Source organism: Nocardia gamkensis NBRC 108242, assembly GCF_001612985.1.
GTDB classification, from domain to species: domain Bacteria; phylum Actinomycetota; class Actinomycetes; order Mycobacteriales; family Mycobacteriaceae; genus Nocardia; species Nocardia gamkensis.
Map to the genome: position 1 here is coordinate 43,844 of NZ_BDBM01000027.1, position 13,334 is coordinate 57,177.

At 66.6% G+C, this 13,334-nt stretch carries 13 protein-coding genes; 9 read left to right on the forward strand and 4 right to left on the reverse strand.

Features of this window, described 5'->3' with window-relative positions:
* Positions 1-82: 82 nt before the first annotated feature.
* Entirely contained in the window at positions 83-1,384 is a 1,302-nt protein-coding gene (locus tag NG1_RS21165; protein ID WP_168434156.1) for a lipase family protein, read from the reverse strand.
* A gap of 191 nt (positions 1,385-1,575) precedes the next feature.
* On the opposite strand from NG1_RS21165, the gene NG1_RS21170 reads away from it, so the two are divergent.
* From NG1_RS21170 to NG1_RS21180, 3 genes are all read left to right on the forward strand, one after another.
* A complete protein-coding gene (locus NG1_RS21170; protein ID WP_245659979.1) occupies positions 1,576-2,115 on the forward strand; it encodes a TetR/AcrR family transcriptional regulator in 540 nt (179 codons plus the stop codon).
* Between the two features lie 117 nt (positions 2,116-2,232).
* Positions 2,233-2,889, forward strand: coding sequence for an SRPBCC family protein (locus NG1_RS21175; RefSeq protein ID WP_062973377.1), 657 nt, complete (start codon positions 2,233-2,235; stop codon positions 2,887-2,889).
* Positions 2,889-3,296, forward strand: coding sequence for an ArsR/SmtB family transcription factor (locus tag NG1_RS21180; protein WP_062973379.1), 408 nt, complete (start codon positions 2,889-2,891; stop codon positions 3,294-3,296). The genes NG1_RS21175 and NG1_RS21180 overlap by 1 nt, the downstream gene beginning before the upstream one ends.
* A gap of 33 nt (positions 3,297-3,329) precedes the next feature.
* Here the strand turns inward: NG1_RS21180 and NG1_RS21185 are convergent, their stop codons facing one another.
* Positions 3,330-4,589 (reverse strand): KasA/KasB family beta-ketoacyl-ACP synthase, encoded by a 1,260-nt coding sequence (locus tag NG1_RS21185; protein WP_062973381.1) that lies wholly within the window; start codon positions 4,587-4,589, stop codon positions 3,330-3,332.
* A gap of 106 nt (positions 4,590-4,695) precedes the next feature.
* Between NG1_RS21185 and NG1_RS21190 the strand changes: the two genes are divergently transcribed.
* Positions 4,696-5,664: a GlxA family transcriptional regulator gene (locus tag NG1_RS21190; RefSeq protein ID WP_062973383.1), complete on the forward strand. Its 969-nt coding sequence runs from the start codon at positions 4,696-4,698 to the stop codon at positions 5,662-5,664.
* Here the strand turns inward: NG1_RS21190 and NG1_RS21195 are convergent.
* Both NG1_RS21195 and NG1_RS21200 read right to left on the reverse strand, forming a co-directional pair.
* A complete protein-coding gene (locus NG1_RS21195; RefSeq protein ID WP_062973385.1) occupies positions 5,661-6,284 on the reverse strand; it encodes an HAD family hydrolase in 624 nt (207 codons plus the stop codon). The genes NG1_RS21190 and NG1_RS21195 overlap by 4 nt on opposite strands.
* Before the next feature lie 89 nt (positions 6,285-6,373).
* Entirely contained in the window at positions 6,374-7,624 is a 1,251-nt protein-coding gene (locus tag NG1_RS21200) for a cation:proton antiporter (RefSeq protein WP_063910396.1), read from the reverse strand.
* Between the two features lie 324 nt (positions 7,625-7,948).
* On the opposite strand from NG1_RS21200, the gene NG1_RS21205 reads away from it, so the two are divergent.
* The 5 genes from NG1_RS21205 (at position 7,949) to NG1_RS21225 (ending at position 13,331) form a co-directional block, all read left to right on the forward strand.
* Entirely contained in the window at positions 7,949-8,755 is an 807-nt protein-coding gene (locus NG1_RS21205; RefSeq protein ID WP_062973389.1) for an SDR family oxidoreductase, read from the forward strand.
* A 10-nt stretch (positions 8,756-8,765) separates the two neighbouring features.
* Positions 8,766-9,944: an acyl-CoA dehydrogenase family protein gene (locus tag NG1_RS21210; RefSeq protein WP_062973392.1), complete on the forward strand. Its 1,179-nt coding sequence runs from the start codon at positions 8,766-8,768 to the stop codon at positions 9,942-9,944.
* 5 nt (positions 9,945-9,949) lie between these two features.
* The gene (locus tag NG1_RS21215) at positions 9,950-11,095 is read left to right on the forward strand and encodes an acyltransferase family protein (RefSeq protein ID WP_062973394.1); all 1,146 of its coding nucleotides are present in this window, start codon (positions 9,950-9,952) and stop codon (positions 11,093-11,095) included.
* 500 nt (positions 11,096-11,595) lie between these two features.
* On the forward strand, positions 11,596-12,531 hold the full coding sequence (locus NG1_RS21220) for an L-tyrosine/L-tryptophan isonitrile synthase family protein (RefSeq protein WP_062973398.1): 936 nt from the start codon (positions 11,596-11,598) through the stop codon (positions 12,529-12,531).
* Positions 12,528-13,331 carry a TauD/TfdA dioxygenase family protein gene (locus NG1_RS21225; RefSeq protein ID WP_062973400.1) on the forward strand — a complete coding sequence of 268 codons (804 nt, stop codon included), beginning with the start codon at positions 12,528-12,530 and terminating at the stop codon, positions 13,329-13,331. Before NG1_RS21220 ends, NG1_RS21225 begins: the two co-directional genes overlap by 4 nt.
* The last annotated feature ends 3 nt before the right edge of the window (positions 13,332-13,334 follow it).

A 13,334-nucleotide genomic window follows, 5' to 3' on the forward strand; every position in this document is an offset into this window, starting at 1 on the left:
CGAGCCGAATCGCTGCGCGAGGCGCCGTGCCGAGTCCCCGATCGAGATACCGACGGTATCCGAGCGGGTCACGCTTCGCAAATCAGGGCAGCGCCCCACAGTTGGTCGGAGCGGGCTGGTCCGCGAGCCGCTCGGTCATCCACTGCTGAGACGCCACCAGGGACGGGAAGAACGCCAGCACGTGGGTGGCCCGCAATCCACTGATGACGCTGGGCAGCTCGCCGTTCGCGTTCAGCTGGACAGGAGCGCCGCCGCCGCACCACCCGGCCGCCAGTTCACGGACGGGCACATACGGCGCGCCCTCGTCGATCGGGCTGGAGGCGATGAGCACGGGCACTCCCGGAGTGGCCGTCCCGACGCGCTGATCGTTGAACGCCGCCTTCAGGGTCGGGGACTGATCGATCACCGCGGTGAGCGGTTGCCCGCTGGTGGTCCACTGCGAGGTGTTCGGGAACTGCTGGGCCAGTCCCAGGGGTACGGCGCACTTTTCCAGCGACTCGCGCAGGATCGCCTTGCCGGTGTCGTTGAGTTCGGCGTCGAGCACCGGGCGGGTTTCGGGATAGTTGGCGGCGATGCCGTTGAGAATCCACGCGAAGGCGGGTCCGAGCGCGGGACGCCCGTCGTTGAAGCCGATGAAATATTCGTCGTCCACGACCGGGCCGCCGGCGTAGGCGCCCCGCACGTTCAGCTCGGGGGCGTAGCTCGGCTGCAGTTCGGCCGCGCCGGCGGAGGCCATGCCGCCCTGGGAGTATCCGTACAGAATGACGGGCGAGCCGGGATGCAGGCTGGTGCCCGGCAATTGCAGCGCCGCTCGCGCCGAGTCGAGCAGCGCGTAGGCCTGAGATTTCCGGTTCAGATAGTCGTGCACCGCCGGCGTACCCAGGCCGTGGTAATCGGTCACCATGACCGCCATGCCGCGGGCCAGCAGCGTGTACAACGCCAGCACGTCGTATTCGACGATTACGTCGAACGGAGGCTGGTATTGGATGAATTGCGCCAGCAGTTTCGAAGGCGCGCACTGATCGCCTTGCCCCTTCGTGCCGACCGCGTAGGCGATCAGCGGGCGCTCACCCGGGCCCGTCCACGGCTGGGCGGGTTCGAGGTACGTCCCCACCACGGCTGCCCGCTCGCCGTGGGTATCGCTGCTGGTGTACATGATGCGCGTGGACGTGGCGGGAACCTGTCCCGGCTGTCCGGGGACCGAAAGCGCCAGTCGCGACGATTCGGTGCGGATGATGGAGCCCGGCGCGCCCTCCGTCGACGCGGGTGGAATGTAGAACTCGTCGCCGGCCACGGCTTCCGCGGCCGGTTCCGTCCATGCGTGGGGGGCGGCGACCGCCCCGGCTCCGACGACGATGAGGGTTCCCGTCAAGGCTGTGGCCAATCTGAGTATTCGGCTCCTCACGATGCGATCCTTCCTGCGATTTGGGATACCCATGGCATCTAGAATCGGATACTGAGAGTATCTGTAAGGGGTAGAGATTGTCCGGGAATAGCGATGAGTGTCGGCGGCTTCGGGGCGAAGGGCGTTCGCGGCCGACTCGAGCGCAGAGCCAAGCGCGGACGCGCACTGTATTGATCACGACCGCCAAACGGCTTTTCCTGGAGGACGGCTATCAGGCGACAACTCTGGACAAGGTCGCGAAAGCCGCCGGTTTCACCAAAGGGGCGGTGTATTCGAACTTCCGCACCAAAGACGACTTGTGTCTGGCCGTGCTCGATGAAATCCACGCCGAGCGGGCGGCGGAGGTCGCCGAGATCATCGCCGCGCCCACGGCTGCCGCGCGCCTGAAGCGGATGACGGAGTGGGCCGAGCGGGTGGTCGGCGATCCCGACTGGACGCAACTCGAACTCGAGTTCAGCGTTCACGCACGACGCGACGAGCACCTTCGCGCCGAATTGGCGAGCAGGCTCGCCGACATCGCGGGCATGGTCGGCGCCGCCTTGCGGGCGACGGAGGATCTCGACACCCCGATGCCGAGGGCCGAAGCCGCTGTCGCGGTGCTGGCGCTCGGCGTAGGGCTGGGTTTGTTCCGCTCGATCGATCCCGGCATCCCCGTCACGGGGATGATCTCCGCACTGCGTGCCATCGCGGGATTGTCCCCGAACGGCTGAGCGGACGGCGACCGGCCGCGTCCCGTCCGGGCGGGAAGTGGGTGGAAACGCCGGAGTGGGGTTGCGGTCGCCCCTACGGCCGCTAATATAAGTCAAAACTTATTCAAGGAGGTTGTCATGCCACTGTTGACCGATCCCGCGGCCATCGCCGGGCTCGTCACCCGCGAGGTCCGCACCGGATCCCGCGACGGCGCGCCGACGAGGATCGCCGTCGCCCGCCGCCGCTACCCGACGGATCAGGCGGATCTGTGGGACGCGCTCACCGATATCGAGCGGATTCCGCGCTGGTTCCTGCCCGTCAGTGGTGACCTGCGCGTCGGCGGGCGCTACCAGCTGGAGGGCAACGCCAACGGTGTCGTCGAAGAGTGCGATGCGCCGGAACGGTTCGCCGTGACCTGGGAGATGGGACCGCGGATCTCCTGGCTGACGGTTCGTCTCACCCCCGCCGGGGACGGCACCGAACTGGAGTTGGCTCACGAGGCGCCGGTCGATCCGGAGTTCTGGACGCAATTCGGACCGGGGGCGGTGGGCGTCGGCTGGGATCTCGCCCTGATGGGCCTCGGGCTGCACTTGGCGAGCGGAGATCCGGTCGACGCCGCCGAGGGCATGGCCTTCCCGACGACGCCCGAGGGCGTGACGTTCGTGCGGACGGCGGCGCTCGGCTGGGCGGAGGCGGCGGTCGGCGACGGTGACGACCCGGCCGCGGCGAACGCGGCGGCGCTGCGGACCGTCGACTTCTACACCATCGACCCCGCACACGGCTCCGAGGCCTGATGGACCGTTCTCCGGCGAAGATCTTCGAAGCGCTCGGCGACCCGGTCCGCCGGTTCATCCTCGAAACGGTGGCGGCCGACGAACAGCCCGCGGGCGCGCTCGTCGGCGCTGTCCGGCAGCACACGCCGATCTCTCAGCCCGGCGTCTCCCAGCACCTCAAGGTGCTTCGCGACGCCGGGCTGGTGCGGGTCCGCGCCGAAGGCACGCGACGGCTCTACGCCCTCGATTCGGAGGGTATCGATGCCGCCAGGGCTTGGCTCACCGGACTGGCCGACCCGCTGCACCAGTTCGCTCAACCGCTGGACGCGCTCGCGACGGAGATCGCCCGCGGGAAACGCGCTCGCCGCGGTGCCGGGACCGGTCGGCCCGGCGAAGAGGATGCCGGTAGTCGCGCTCGCCATGCGTGACCCGCACGGGTAGCGGGCCACGCATGGCTGCGGTCAGCAGCGGCCGAAGACGACGGCCGCGTTGTGGCCGCCGAAACCGTAGGAGTTGTTCAGCGCGTATTCGATGTTCTGGGTGCGCGCGCTGCCGTGCACGATGTCGAGATCGATCTCGGGGTCCTGATTGTCGAGGTTCAGCGTGGGCGGCACCACCCCGTCCCGGACGCTGAGCACGGTCAGGGCGGCTTCCACCGCGCCTACCGCGCCTACCGAGTGTCCCAACGCGGATTTCGGCGCGTAGACCGAGGCGTGGTCGCCTACCGCCGCTCGGATCCCCCTCGCTTCCGCCAGGTCCCCGAACGGAGTGGCCGTGGCGTGCGCGTTGACGTGGTCGATATCGGTGGCGCTCACGCCGGCCGTTTCGATCGCGCGGCGCATCGCTCGAATGTTCCCCGCGCCGTCCGGATGGGGCAACACCATGTGGTAGCCGTCGGCGGTCAGGCCCGCGCCCATCAGGCGAGCCAGGGGCTTCGCCCCGCGCGCCCGCGCGTGGTCCTCCGACTCCAGCACGAACAGCGCGGCGGCTTCGCCGAACACGAAACCGTCGCGATCCCGGTCGAACGGGCGCGACGCGGCTTCGGGTTCATCGATCCGTGTGCTCAACGCCCGCATCATCGAGAATCCGGCCACTGCCAGCGGATTGATGCGGCCCTCCACGCCGCCCGCGACGACGATGTCGGCCTCGCCGAGGATGATCGAACGCCACGCGTGCACCAGCGCCTCGCATCCCGATGCGCAGGCCGAAACGGGCGTGATCACGCTGGCTCGCGCACCGAGTTCCAACCCGACCACCGCGGCGGCGCCGTTCGGCATGGCCATGGGCACCGCGAAGGGAGACACCTTGCGGTAGCCCGCCTCGCGCATCAGGTCGTTGGACTCGATGATCGTGTCGGCGCCGCCGAGACCGGTGCCGATGCAGACGCCGAGACGATCCAGATCGACTTCCGGCCTGCCCGCGGTGTCCCAGATCCGATTGCCCATGACGTAGGCGATCTGCTGGACGTAGGACATGCGGCGCTTCTGGACGCGGCTGAGTTCGTCGGTCGGATCCAGTTTGAACTGGCCGCCGATGTCGACGGGAACCTGGAAGCGCTCGAAGTCGGGGTCTTGCACCTTCGCGATCCCGGTTTCCCCGGCGAGCAGTCCTTTCCAAGTCGCATCGGTGTCGGCGCCGACAGCGGTCGACATCTCGATAGCAGTCACGACCACACTCCGGAACCCTCCGTTGGTGGTGGAGAAGTCCGTGATATCGGACATCAAACCCCTTCTTTCGGCTTGTCGGCTCGGACGCTCAAGCGAGGCTATGTGCGCGCCGGAAGGCTGGGGTAGTAGCCCGAGTGCCGATCACCGCTACGATCGGGCCATGGAAGCGGATGGGGGAGCGCGTCGGATCACCGTCGTCATACCCGACGAAGTGGTTGTTCTGGATGCCGCGATTCCGATCGACGTGTTCGGCTCCGACCCCAACTACCGGCTCGAGGTGTGCGCGGTCTCGCCGATGGCGACGACCTCGGTGCCGGGGTTGTCCTGCGTGGCGACGGCGGGGCTGGAGGCTCTGCGGCACGCGGGCACGGTGGTGGTGCCCGGTTACGCGTCGTACGGGGAGCCGCCGCCGGAACCGGTGCTGCGAGCGCTGCGCGACGCCCACGCACGAGGCGCGCGAATGCTGTCGATCTGTACCGGTGCTTTCGCTCTGGCCGCCGCGGGACTGCTGGACGGCCGTCCCGCTACGACGCATTGGCGGGCCGCACCGCTGTTGCAGAGCCGGTATCCGAACGTCGAGGTTCATGCCGATCGCCTGTTCGTGGACGACGGTGACGTGCTGACCTCCGCGGGCGTGACCAGCGGGATCGACCTCTGCCTGCACGTGGTGCGCAAGGACATCGGCGCCGCGGCCGCCAACGAACGCGCCCGCGACCTGGTGGCGCCCCCGGTGCGCGAGGGCGGTCAAGCCCAGTACACCCGGCAGTTCCTGGAGCAGACATCCACCGGCCTGCTCTCCGATACACGGGCGTGGATTCTCGCCAACCTCGACCACCGGCATTCGCTCGAAGATCTCGCCAAGCGATCGAATCTCTCACGCCGCAGCTTCATCCGGCGATTCCGGGAGGAGACCGGTACCTCCACGCACGTCTGGATCACCAGCGCGCGCCTGAACCAGGCGCGGGAACTGCTCGAGACGACCGAACTCCCCGTCGACCAGATCGGCTATCGCGTCGGCCTCGGAAATCCGGCCAACACCCGCGCGGTGTTCAAGCGTCACCTCGGGGTCAGTCCGGCGCAGTACCGGCGCACGTTCACGATCGGAAACCGGCGGGTGCCGGGGACCTAACCGGGCAGCCGCTCCGCGCGATAGCCGTGCAGTCGCGGATCGGAGTCGCCGACGACGACCGGATGACCGACCAGCTCGAACATCGCGGTGTCGGAGTGGTGATCGCCGAACGCCGTGCAGGACGACAGGTCGATGGCCGCCCGCTCGGCGTAGCGCAGCAGTGCCGCGGACTTGTCGGCACCGACCATCGTCGCCAGGACCTCGCCGGTGTACTTACCGGCCGTCGTCTCCATCGTCGTGCACAGCACCGAGGTGGCGCCGACGGCTTCGGCGATCGGGCGCAGCGCCGGGGTGAACGAGCCCGATACCAGGATGATGCGAGTCCCGGTGCGAGACAGTTCGTCCAGCCTGCGCCGGACCGCGAGATTGAAGAACGCCGGGTCCGCGACGCAGTTCGCGAACCAGTCGTCGCCGACGCGTCGGACGTCGGCGAGGTCGCGGCCGGCCCATTGCCGGTAGAACCACCGATGGGATTCGGCACGGCTCATCCCCGCCGCCCGCAGCGCCCGGAACTCCTCGATGACGCCATCGGCCTGCGCGCCGCGCCCACGGCGCCGCGCGTCGAACACGAACAAGGACAGGAAAGTGACGCGACGGACCAATGTTTCGTCGACATCCACGAAAGCCGCTGGGACAGTGCATTCCTCGCCGCCACGTGGCCTCGCCGGCGGATCCGTGTGAGTGCGGCCCGTGGTTTCTCCGCGTTGCCTCATTGGGCCGTGGCCTCGGCCTCGACGGCGGAATCGCTGCGCCGCTGTTCTTTCGTCGCCTCCGGCGGCCGGTCACCGCGAGGGGCGGTGATACCGCAGAGCTTCAGCAACGGCGCTGTCATCGCGGTGGTGATCAATGCCATCATGACCAGCAACGAGTACAGCCGCTCGTCGATGACGCCGATCGTCAGGCCGATGTTGAGGATCACCAGTTCCGTCAGGCCTCGGGTGTTCATCAGCGCCGCGAGGGCCGCTGCTTCCGCCCTGTCGCTGCGGCCGAGCCGGGCGGCCAGATAGGTGCCGCCGAGTTTGCCCACGAGGGCGGCGAACATGATCGCGGCGAATTCGGCGATGCCGGCGCGATCGATGGCACCGAGATCGACCTGCAAGCCGGCCACCACGAAGAAGGCGGGCAGGAAGATGCTGCTCAGCAGTTGGGCGCCGCTGTCGACGGCCGCGCGCAGCCGCCGGGGGAACACGACCCCGAACAGGAACGCGCCGAAGATCAGATGCAGTCCGAGCCATTCGGTGGTGGCGCCCAGCAACAGTGCGCCTGCGACGCCGAGGAAGACCATGTTGCTCGTGTTCTTCTCGGAACCGGCGCCCGCGAGCCGGTCGAGCGCCGGACGCACCGCCCACCACAACACCACGACTAGCGGGACGAACAGCAGCAGCCGCCAGTGGTGATCGAGACCGGGCCGGGCGATGCCGATGACCACCGCCAGGACACACCAGGCGAGGACGTCGTCCAACGCGGCGCAGGTCATGGCCGACTGGCCCAGCCGGGTGCCGAGCAGCTTGCGGTCGTGCAGGATCCGGGCCAGCACCGGAAAGGCCGTGACGGCCAACGCGCAACCGATGAACAGCGCGAAGTTCAGCCGGTTGCCGCCGTCGTGCCGGGCCAGCGCCCACAGCGCGACGACGGAACCGAGCGCGAAGGGCACGAGGTAGGCCGAGAGCGCGATCCCCGCGACCGACCGCCGCCGTCCGGCGACCGATCGCAGATCCATCTCGAGACCCGCCGAGAACATGAAGATCATCACGCCGACGTTCGCGAATGCCGTGAGATACGAACGAGTGTCGTGCGGAAAGACCGTCTCGGACAAGTGTGCCCCGAGCACCGTCGGCCCCGCGAGTATGCCCGCCACGATCTCGCCGATCACCGCGGGCTGCCCCACCTTCTCGGCCAGCCAGCCCAGCAGGCGTGCCGCGCCCACGATCAATACGAGGTCCAGTAACAAGAAGATCATTTGGTCGCTCGGCAACGCCTCGACTCCGTTCGACATTGAGGACATCGCGGGACCGGATCCGATGTTCGCACGGGACATCGCCGTCACGCATCGACCGCAGCGCGGAACCCCCGAAACATGGACTGCCTGCACTGAGACGATATCGCATCCGTCCGGCGACCGAGCGTGCAGAGTGATCTACGCCACCCCCGTCATGGCGCCGGGGCGACTGGCGCAAAGTGGTGCATCTCTGTCGCGAATGGTACTGGCTGGTCGCTCTTTCCGTTCGGAATACTTCGAGCCGTGGCGTGCGCCGGTCGAGGGCGCAGCCGAGGGGAGTCGACGTTGTTCGAAGATAAGACGGTACTCGTAACCGGTGCGGCAACCATCATCGGCGCTGAAGTCGCTCGGGTCTTCGCCGAATATTCCGCGAATGTCGTACTGGGTGACATCGATACGGACGGGGGGAAGGGAGCGGCCGCCGAGATCGGCGACCGAGCTGTCTTCGTGCCCGTCGACCTGCGCAGCGATTCGTCGATCGAGTCGTTCGTCGCGGAAGCGGTCGACCGGCACGGACGGATCGACGCGCTGATCAACATCGCCTGCGTCTACGGTGACGACGGGCCGGGCGGGGATGCGCGGGCAGCGTGGCTCGAGGTGCTGAACACGAATGTGGTCGGTACGGCGATGCTGTGTGAAGCGGCGCGACCCGCGTTGCGGGACACGTCGGGGTCGATCGTGAATTTCACCTCTCCCAGTGGACGTGTCGCTCAAGCCGGGCGACTTCGATACCCCGTCAGCAAGGCCGGGTTGTTGCAGCTGACCCGCAGTCTCGCCCTGGAGTACGCGGGCGACGGAATCCGGGTGAACAGCGTTTCGCCGGGCTGGACCTGGTCGCGGGTGATGGACGAGATCACCGAGGGGGACCGGGCCCGCACCGACGCGGTCGCATCCCGGTTCCACATGCTGGGCAGGGCGGGTGACGCGCGCGAAATCGGCGAGGTGGCCGCGTTTCTCGCGTCGTCCAAGGCGAGCTTCGTCACCGGCGCCGAGTGGACCGTGGACGGCGGCTACTCGGCGCTGGGGCCCGAGCAGACCACTTCGGCTATCGAGCTCCTCCTGCGCGAGTCGCAGGCAAATTCTCTGGCATAGGAATCAGGACATGACTGCAGCAACAATCTCGGCCACCTCCCTGCTGTCGGCGGTACGTTCGCTGGCGCCCGACCTGGCGGCACGTCGCAGTGAGATCGACGCCGAGCGCAGGCTTCCGATGGACATCGTCGAGCGGCTCCGTGAGATCGGCGTCTACCGAATGGGTTTCAGCGCGGAGATCGGCGGCCCGGGTCTGACCTCGCTCGAGCAGTTCGAGGTCGTCGAGGCGCTGTCCTACGGGGACACGGCCACCGGCTGGTGCGCCATGATCGGCGCGGCGACCGGGATCTACGCCGGCTATCTCGACGAGCAGGCCATCGCGGAGCTGATGCCGACGCAGGATCTGATCACGGCGGGACTGATCTTCCCGGCCGGTCGCGCCGAGCGGGTGGCCGATGGCTACCGATTGACCGGCCGGTGGAAGTTCGGCAGCGCGATCACGCACGCGGACCTGGTCATGGGCGGCGCTTTCGTGACCTCGGGCGGCCGGATGGAGGAGACCGCGGAAGGCGGGCCGCTGGTGCGGCTGTTCTACATGCGCCGCGATCAGGTCGCGGTCTTCGACACCTGGGACACCACGGGTCTGCGCGGCAGCGGGAGCAATGATTACGCGGTCGAGGATCTCTTCGTGCCCGAGCATCATTCCTTCGCGTTCGGCGAAAGGAAGAGCTGTCGCGGAAAGCTGTCCGAGCCGGAGGCTCTGGCCCGGATCATGCCGGGTGTACCCCTGGGAACGGCTCGTGCGGCCCTGGACTACGTCCGTGGCATCGCGGACGGGAAGACGGTGACCGCCACCGGTCAGAAGTGGGCCGACAACTACCGCGCCCAGTACCTGCTCGGTGAGTGCGAGATGGAGTACATCGTCGCCCGCGGCGCGGTCGTCAACACGTTGACGGAACTGTGGGACGCGCTGGACGGCAAGCGTTTCGCGGAGCTGCCCGCCGACCTCAGGATCGCGAGCGCGTTGGCGAGGACCAACGCGTTCCGCGCAGCGCAGCGCATCGTCACCCGTCTGTGCGAACTCGTCGGCACCGAATCGATCTACCGGCCGAATCCGCTCGACATCTGGTTGCGTGACACGAACACGATGGCACGGCACATCATCGCGCACGACCAGGTGATCCAGTCCACGGGCGCCTTCGTGCTGGGCGGCAGACCGGAATTCCCCTTCGTCGTCGGACTGGGCTGATCGCGATGGATCTCGACAAGCGCAAACGGCTGCCGTCGTTGACCGGACTGCGGTTCTTCGCGGCGTTCTCGGTCTTCGTCTTCCATGTGATGCTGCCCAACTCGCCGATACCTCCGTACAAGCCGGTGAACCTCTTCTCCGATCCGGATATCGCGTACGACGCGGCGTGGGCGGTCGGCAAAGCCGGATTCCTCGGGGTGTCGTTCTTCTTCATCCTGAGCGGCTTCGTGCTGACCTGGTCGTGGAAACCGGGAGCGAGCAAGCTGCAGTTCATCCGGCGGCGAGTGGTCAAGATTTTTCCCAACCATCTGACGCTGTGGGTGGCGTCGATGGTGTTGTTCGCGGCGGCGATAACACCGTGGAAGGCGTGGCTGCCGAACCTTTTTCTGCTGCATGCCTGGTTTCCGCAGAATTATATCAATGCGGGCGTCAACACACCGTCGTGGACATTGTCCTGTGAGCTCCTCTTCTACGTACTCTTTCCATTTCTGATTCCGGCGGTCCTGCGCATCGACGCGAAATATCTGTGGTACGGCGCTGCTGCCATGGTGGCCGGCATGGGCGTGATCGTCCTGCTGACCGCGTTCGTCATCCCGAGTTCCGAGAAATCGGAACTCACGCCCATACCGGTGCTGCAACTGTGGTTCGGATATCTCTTTCCGCCGACGCGTCTGTTCGAATTCTTCCTCGGTGTGTTCATCGCCCGGATAGTGGCGGAGGGGCGCTGGCCGCGCATTCCGCTCTGGACGGCGGTGGCGGCGGTCGGCGCGGGATATGTGGTGGCGATGTACACGCCGTTCTACGTCGGCTTCGTCCTGGCGACCGCGGTTCCGCTCGCGCTGCTGATCGGGGCCGCGGCCCAGTCCGACATCGAGGGCGCGTCGAAGTTCCTGTCGAGCAGGCTCGCGATCCGGCTCGGCGAGATCTCGTTCGCCTTCTACATCTGTCAAGGCGTGACGGTGTTCTACGTCCGTCGATTGATGAGCGCCGCTACGTTCGGTGCTCCGGTCGCGGTGCTGCTGATCGTCCTGTTGTTCTGCCTCAATCTCTTCGCCGCATGGTTGTTGTTCACTTTCGTGGAATCTCCGGCGATGCGCCGCTTTGCTCGGCCGAAACGATCGATGGTGGTCGGAGAAAGGGTGGCCGGCTAGGCGATCCAGCTGCACGACCGACAAATTACGAAATGCCTGTTCGGAGGCTCGTGGCGTTGCCACGGGCCTCCGGATTCTTTTTTGTCGCGGTGTGCCGGAATGTGGTTGCCCGGCAGTCTGTTCGGAGGTATCCTGGGAGTGTTATAAACCACAGAATCGGTTGTGAACGTGGGGGGTGTTCGATCGAATGGACTACGTGATTCAGATCTGGCTGTGAGCATCGGGGCTCGCCGATACCGGATATCGTATGGAATCCGACGCCTGAATCCGTGTCCTACTACGACGTTCTGATCGCAGGCAACCATCGCCGGCTGGATCCGCGCTGATAGCGGAACTTTTGCCGTGCGGTCCGGTTGCGTGCGCTCGTTTGGTGTGCCCGGAAGGTAGTGATGAGTACGACTGTCGACAATGGCTCCGAGCATGTTCAGGAGCTCGGACAACCACAGCTGAACCCGAATCCCGCCGATGATGTCGGATCGGTTGCCACGCAAATACTTCGCATGGTCTTCGCGCGCCGGCGCAGTGCCGACCCGAAGTCGCTGTGCGACTCGGCCCCGTGCCCGGATTGCTTCGCACCGCATCTGAGCAAGGTGAGCCGGTACATCGAAGCCGGTGTGCCGGTCCATTTCATCATCCCCGCGTTCCCGGCGAAGTCGCGCAACCGCCGCAAGACGCTGGGGCGCCTGCCCGATATGGCGGAGACGCTGGCGATCGAGTCCCTGCAAGGATTCTGCGACCAGATCTCGGCCGTCTACCGGCCGGGTGCCATCGTCACGATCTGTTCGGACGGGCATGTCTTCAGTGACACGCTGGGCATCCCGGACCTGCACGTCGACCATTACGGTGACGAGCTGCGCCGCATCATCCGGTCGACCGGCGGCGGTTCCATCGGGCTGTACGGGCTGCGCGACGCCATGCCGGAAATGAGCTGGGACGAACGCAGGCTGCGCCTGCTGAAGGAGTACTCCGACGGCATCGACGTCCTGCGCGAGGCGGTCCGGACCGAGGCGGCGGCCCGGCGGATGTTCAACGGAATCCATCGGTTCATGGTCGAGGACAATGCCGTGCTGCTGCCCGGGCTGTCGGCCACACAGCGGCGGAACCGATCGAAGGAGACGGCTTACGAAGTGGTGCAGCGCAGTCAGGCCTGGAGCCGTCTGATGGCGGAGATCTTCCCGGACGCGGTGCGGCTGTCGATCCATCCGCAGACCAATCACTCCGAGAAGATCGGATTCCATCTCTTGCGGACCCAGGACAGCTGGCTGACTCCGTGGCATGGCGTGGTGCTCGACGACGGAACGAATTACACGCTGGTCAAGCGGATGCATGCCGAGGAACTGGGCGCTCGCTTGGTGTGGCGCAACAGTCGCCCCAGCCATTTCGTCCTCGGGCGAACAGCAGAGACCGAATCACGGCAAGACCTAGGAAACTCATGACGAAAAGCTTGAACGAGGTACTGCTCGAAGGCGAGCCGCTGCGGCCGTTCGGCCGTCTGGTGGCCTCCGATGTACCGGGGCGGACACTCGCCGACGTGCCGATCGAGGAACTGCTCGCGCTGACGCTCGGCGCGAAAGTGTCGGTACTGCGCGGATTCGGCCTCCTCGGGAAGGCGGAACTCGAAAACTATTGCCGCGCAGCCGGAGAGATCCTGCAATGGAACTTCGGGTCGATCCTCGATCTGGTGGTTCGCGACACCGCCGAGAACTACCTCTTCGACAAAGGCGATGTCCCGTTCCACTGGGATGGCGCGTTCGCCGAGCACGTACCGCGGTTCTTCCTGTTCCAATGCGTGCAGGGCGAGGGCGCGGGCGGTGAGACCGTGTTCTGTGACAGCGTCCAGGTCTATCGGGACGCGCCGGAAGACCTGAAAGAGCTGTGGGCCCGCACCACGATCACCTACCGGACCGACAAACTCGCGCACTACGGCGGCCTGGCCGAATGGCCACTGCTGGGCACTCATCCGGCCACCGGCGAGACGACGATCAGATACGCCGAGCCCTTGGATCCCGCGCGTTACTCCAATCCGCTGTTCTTGACAGTCGACGGCATATCGGCCGAGGACGGCGTCCGAGTGATGGAGGACCTGCGCGAGCGGCTGCACGACGCGCGCTACTGCTACGCCCACGAGTGGCGGACCGGCGACATCGTCGTGGCCGAGAACCACGCTCTGCTGCACGGCCGGAATGCGTTCACCGAATCGGTTTCCCGGCACCTCCAGCGCATTCAGATCATCTGAGCA

Excerpts from the sequence above, each read along its gene's own strand:
- NG1_RS21175 (WP_062973377.1), top strand. The coding sequence starts at position 2,233 with ATGCCACTGTTGACCGATCCCGCGGCCATCGCCGGGCTCGTCACCCGC.
- NG1_RS21180 (WP_062973379.1), top strand. The coding sequence starts at position 2,889 with ATGGACCGTTCTCCGGCGAAGATCTTCGAAGCGCTCGGCGACCCGGTC.
- NG1_RS21185 (WP_062973381.1), bottom strand. The coding sequence starts at position 4,589 with ATGTCCGATATCACGGACTTCTCCACCACCAACGGAGGGTTCCGGAGT.
- NG1_RS21190 (WP_062973383.1), top strand. The coding sequence starts at position 4,696 with ATGGAAGCGGATGGGGGAGCGCGTCGGATCACCGTCGTCATACCCGAC.
- NG1_RS21200 (WP_063910396.1), bottom strand. The coding sequence starts at position 7,624 with ATGATCTTCTTGTTACTGGACCTCGTATTGATCGTGGGCGCGGCACGC.
- NG1_RS21210 (WP_062973392.1), top strand. The coding sequence starts at position 8,766 with ATGACTGCAGCAACAATCTCGGCCACCTCCCTGCTGTCGGCGGTACGT.
- NG1_RS21215 (WP_062973394.1), top strand. The coding sequence starts at position 9,950 with ATGGATCTCGACAAGCGCAAACGGCTGCCGTCGTTGACCGGACTGCGG.
- NG1_RS21220 (WP_062973398.1), top strand. The coding sequence starts at position 11,596 with ATGGTCTTCGCGCGCCGGCGCAGTGCCGACCCGAAGTCGCTGTGCGAC.
- NG1_RS21225 (WP_062973400.1), top strand. The coding sequence starts at position 12,528 with ATGACGAAAAGCTTGAACGAGGTACTGCTCGAAGGCGAGCCGCTGCGG.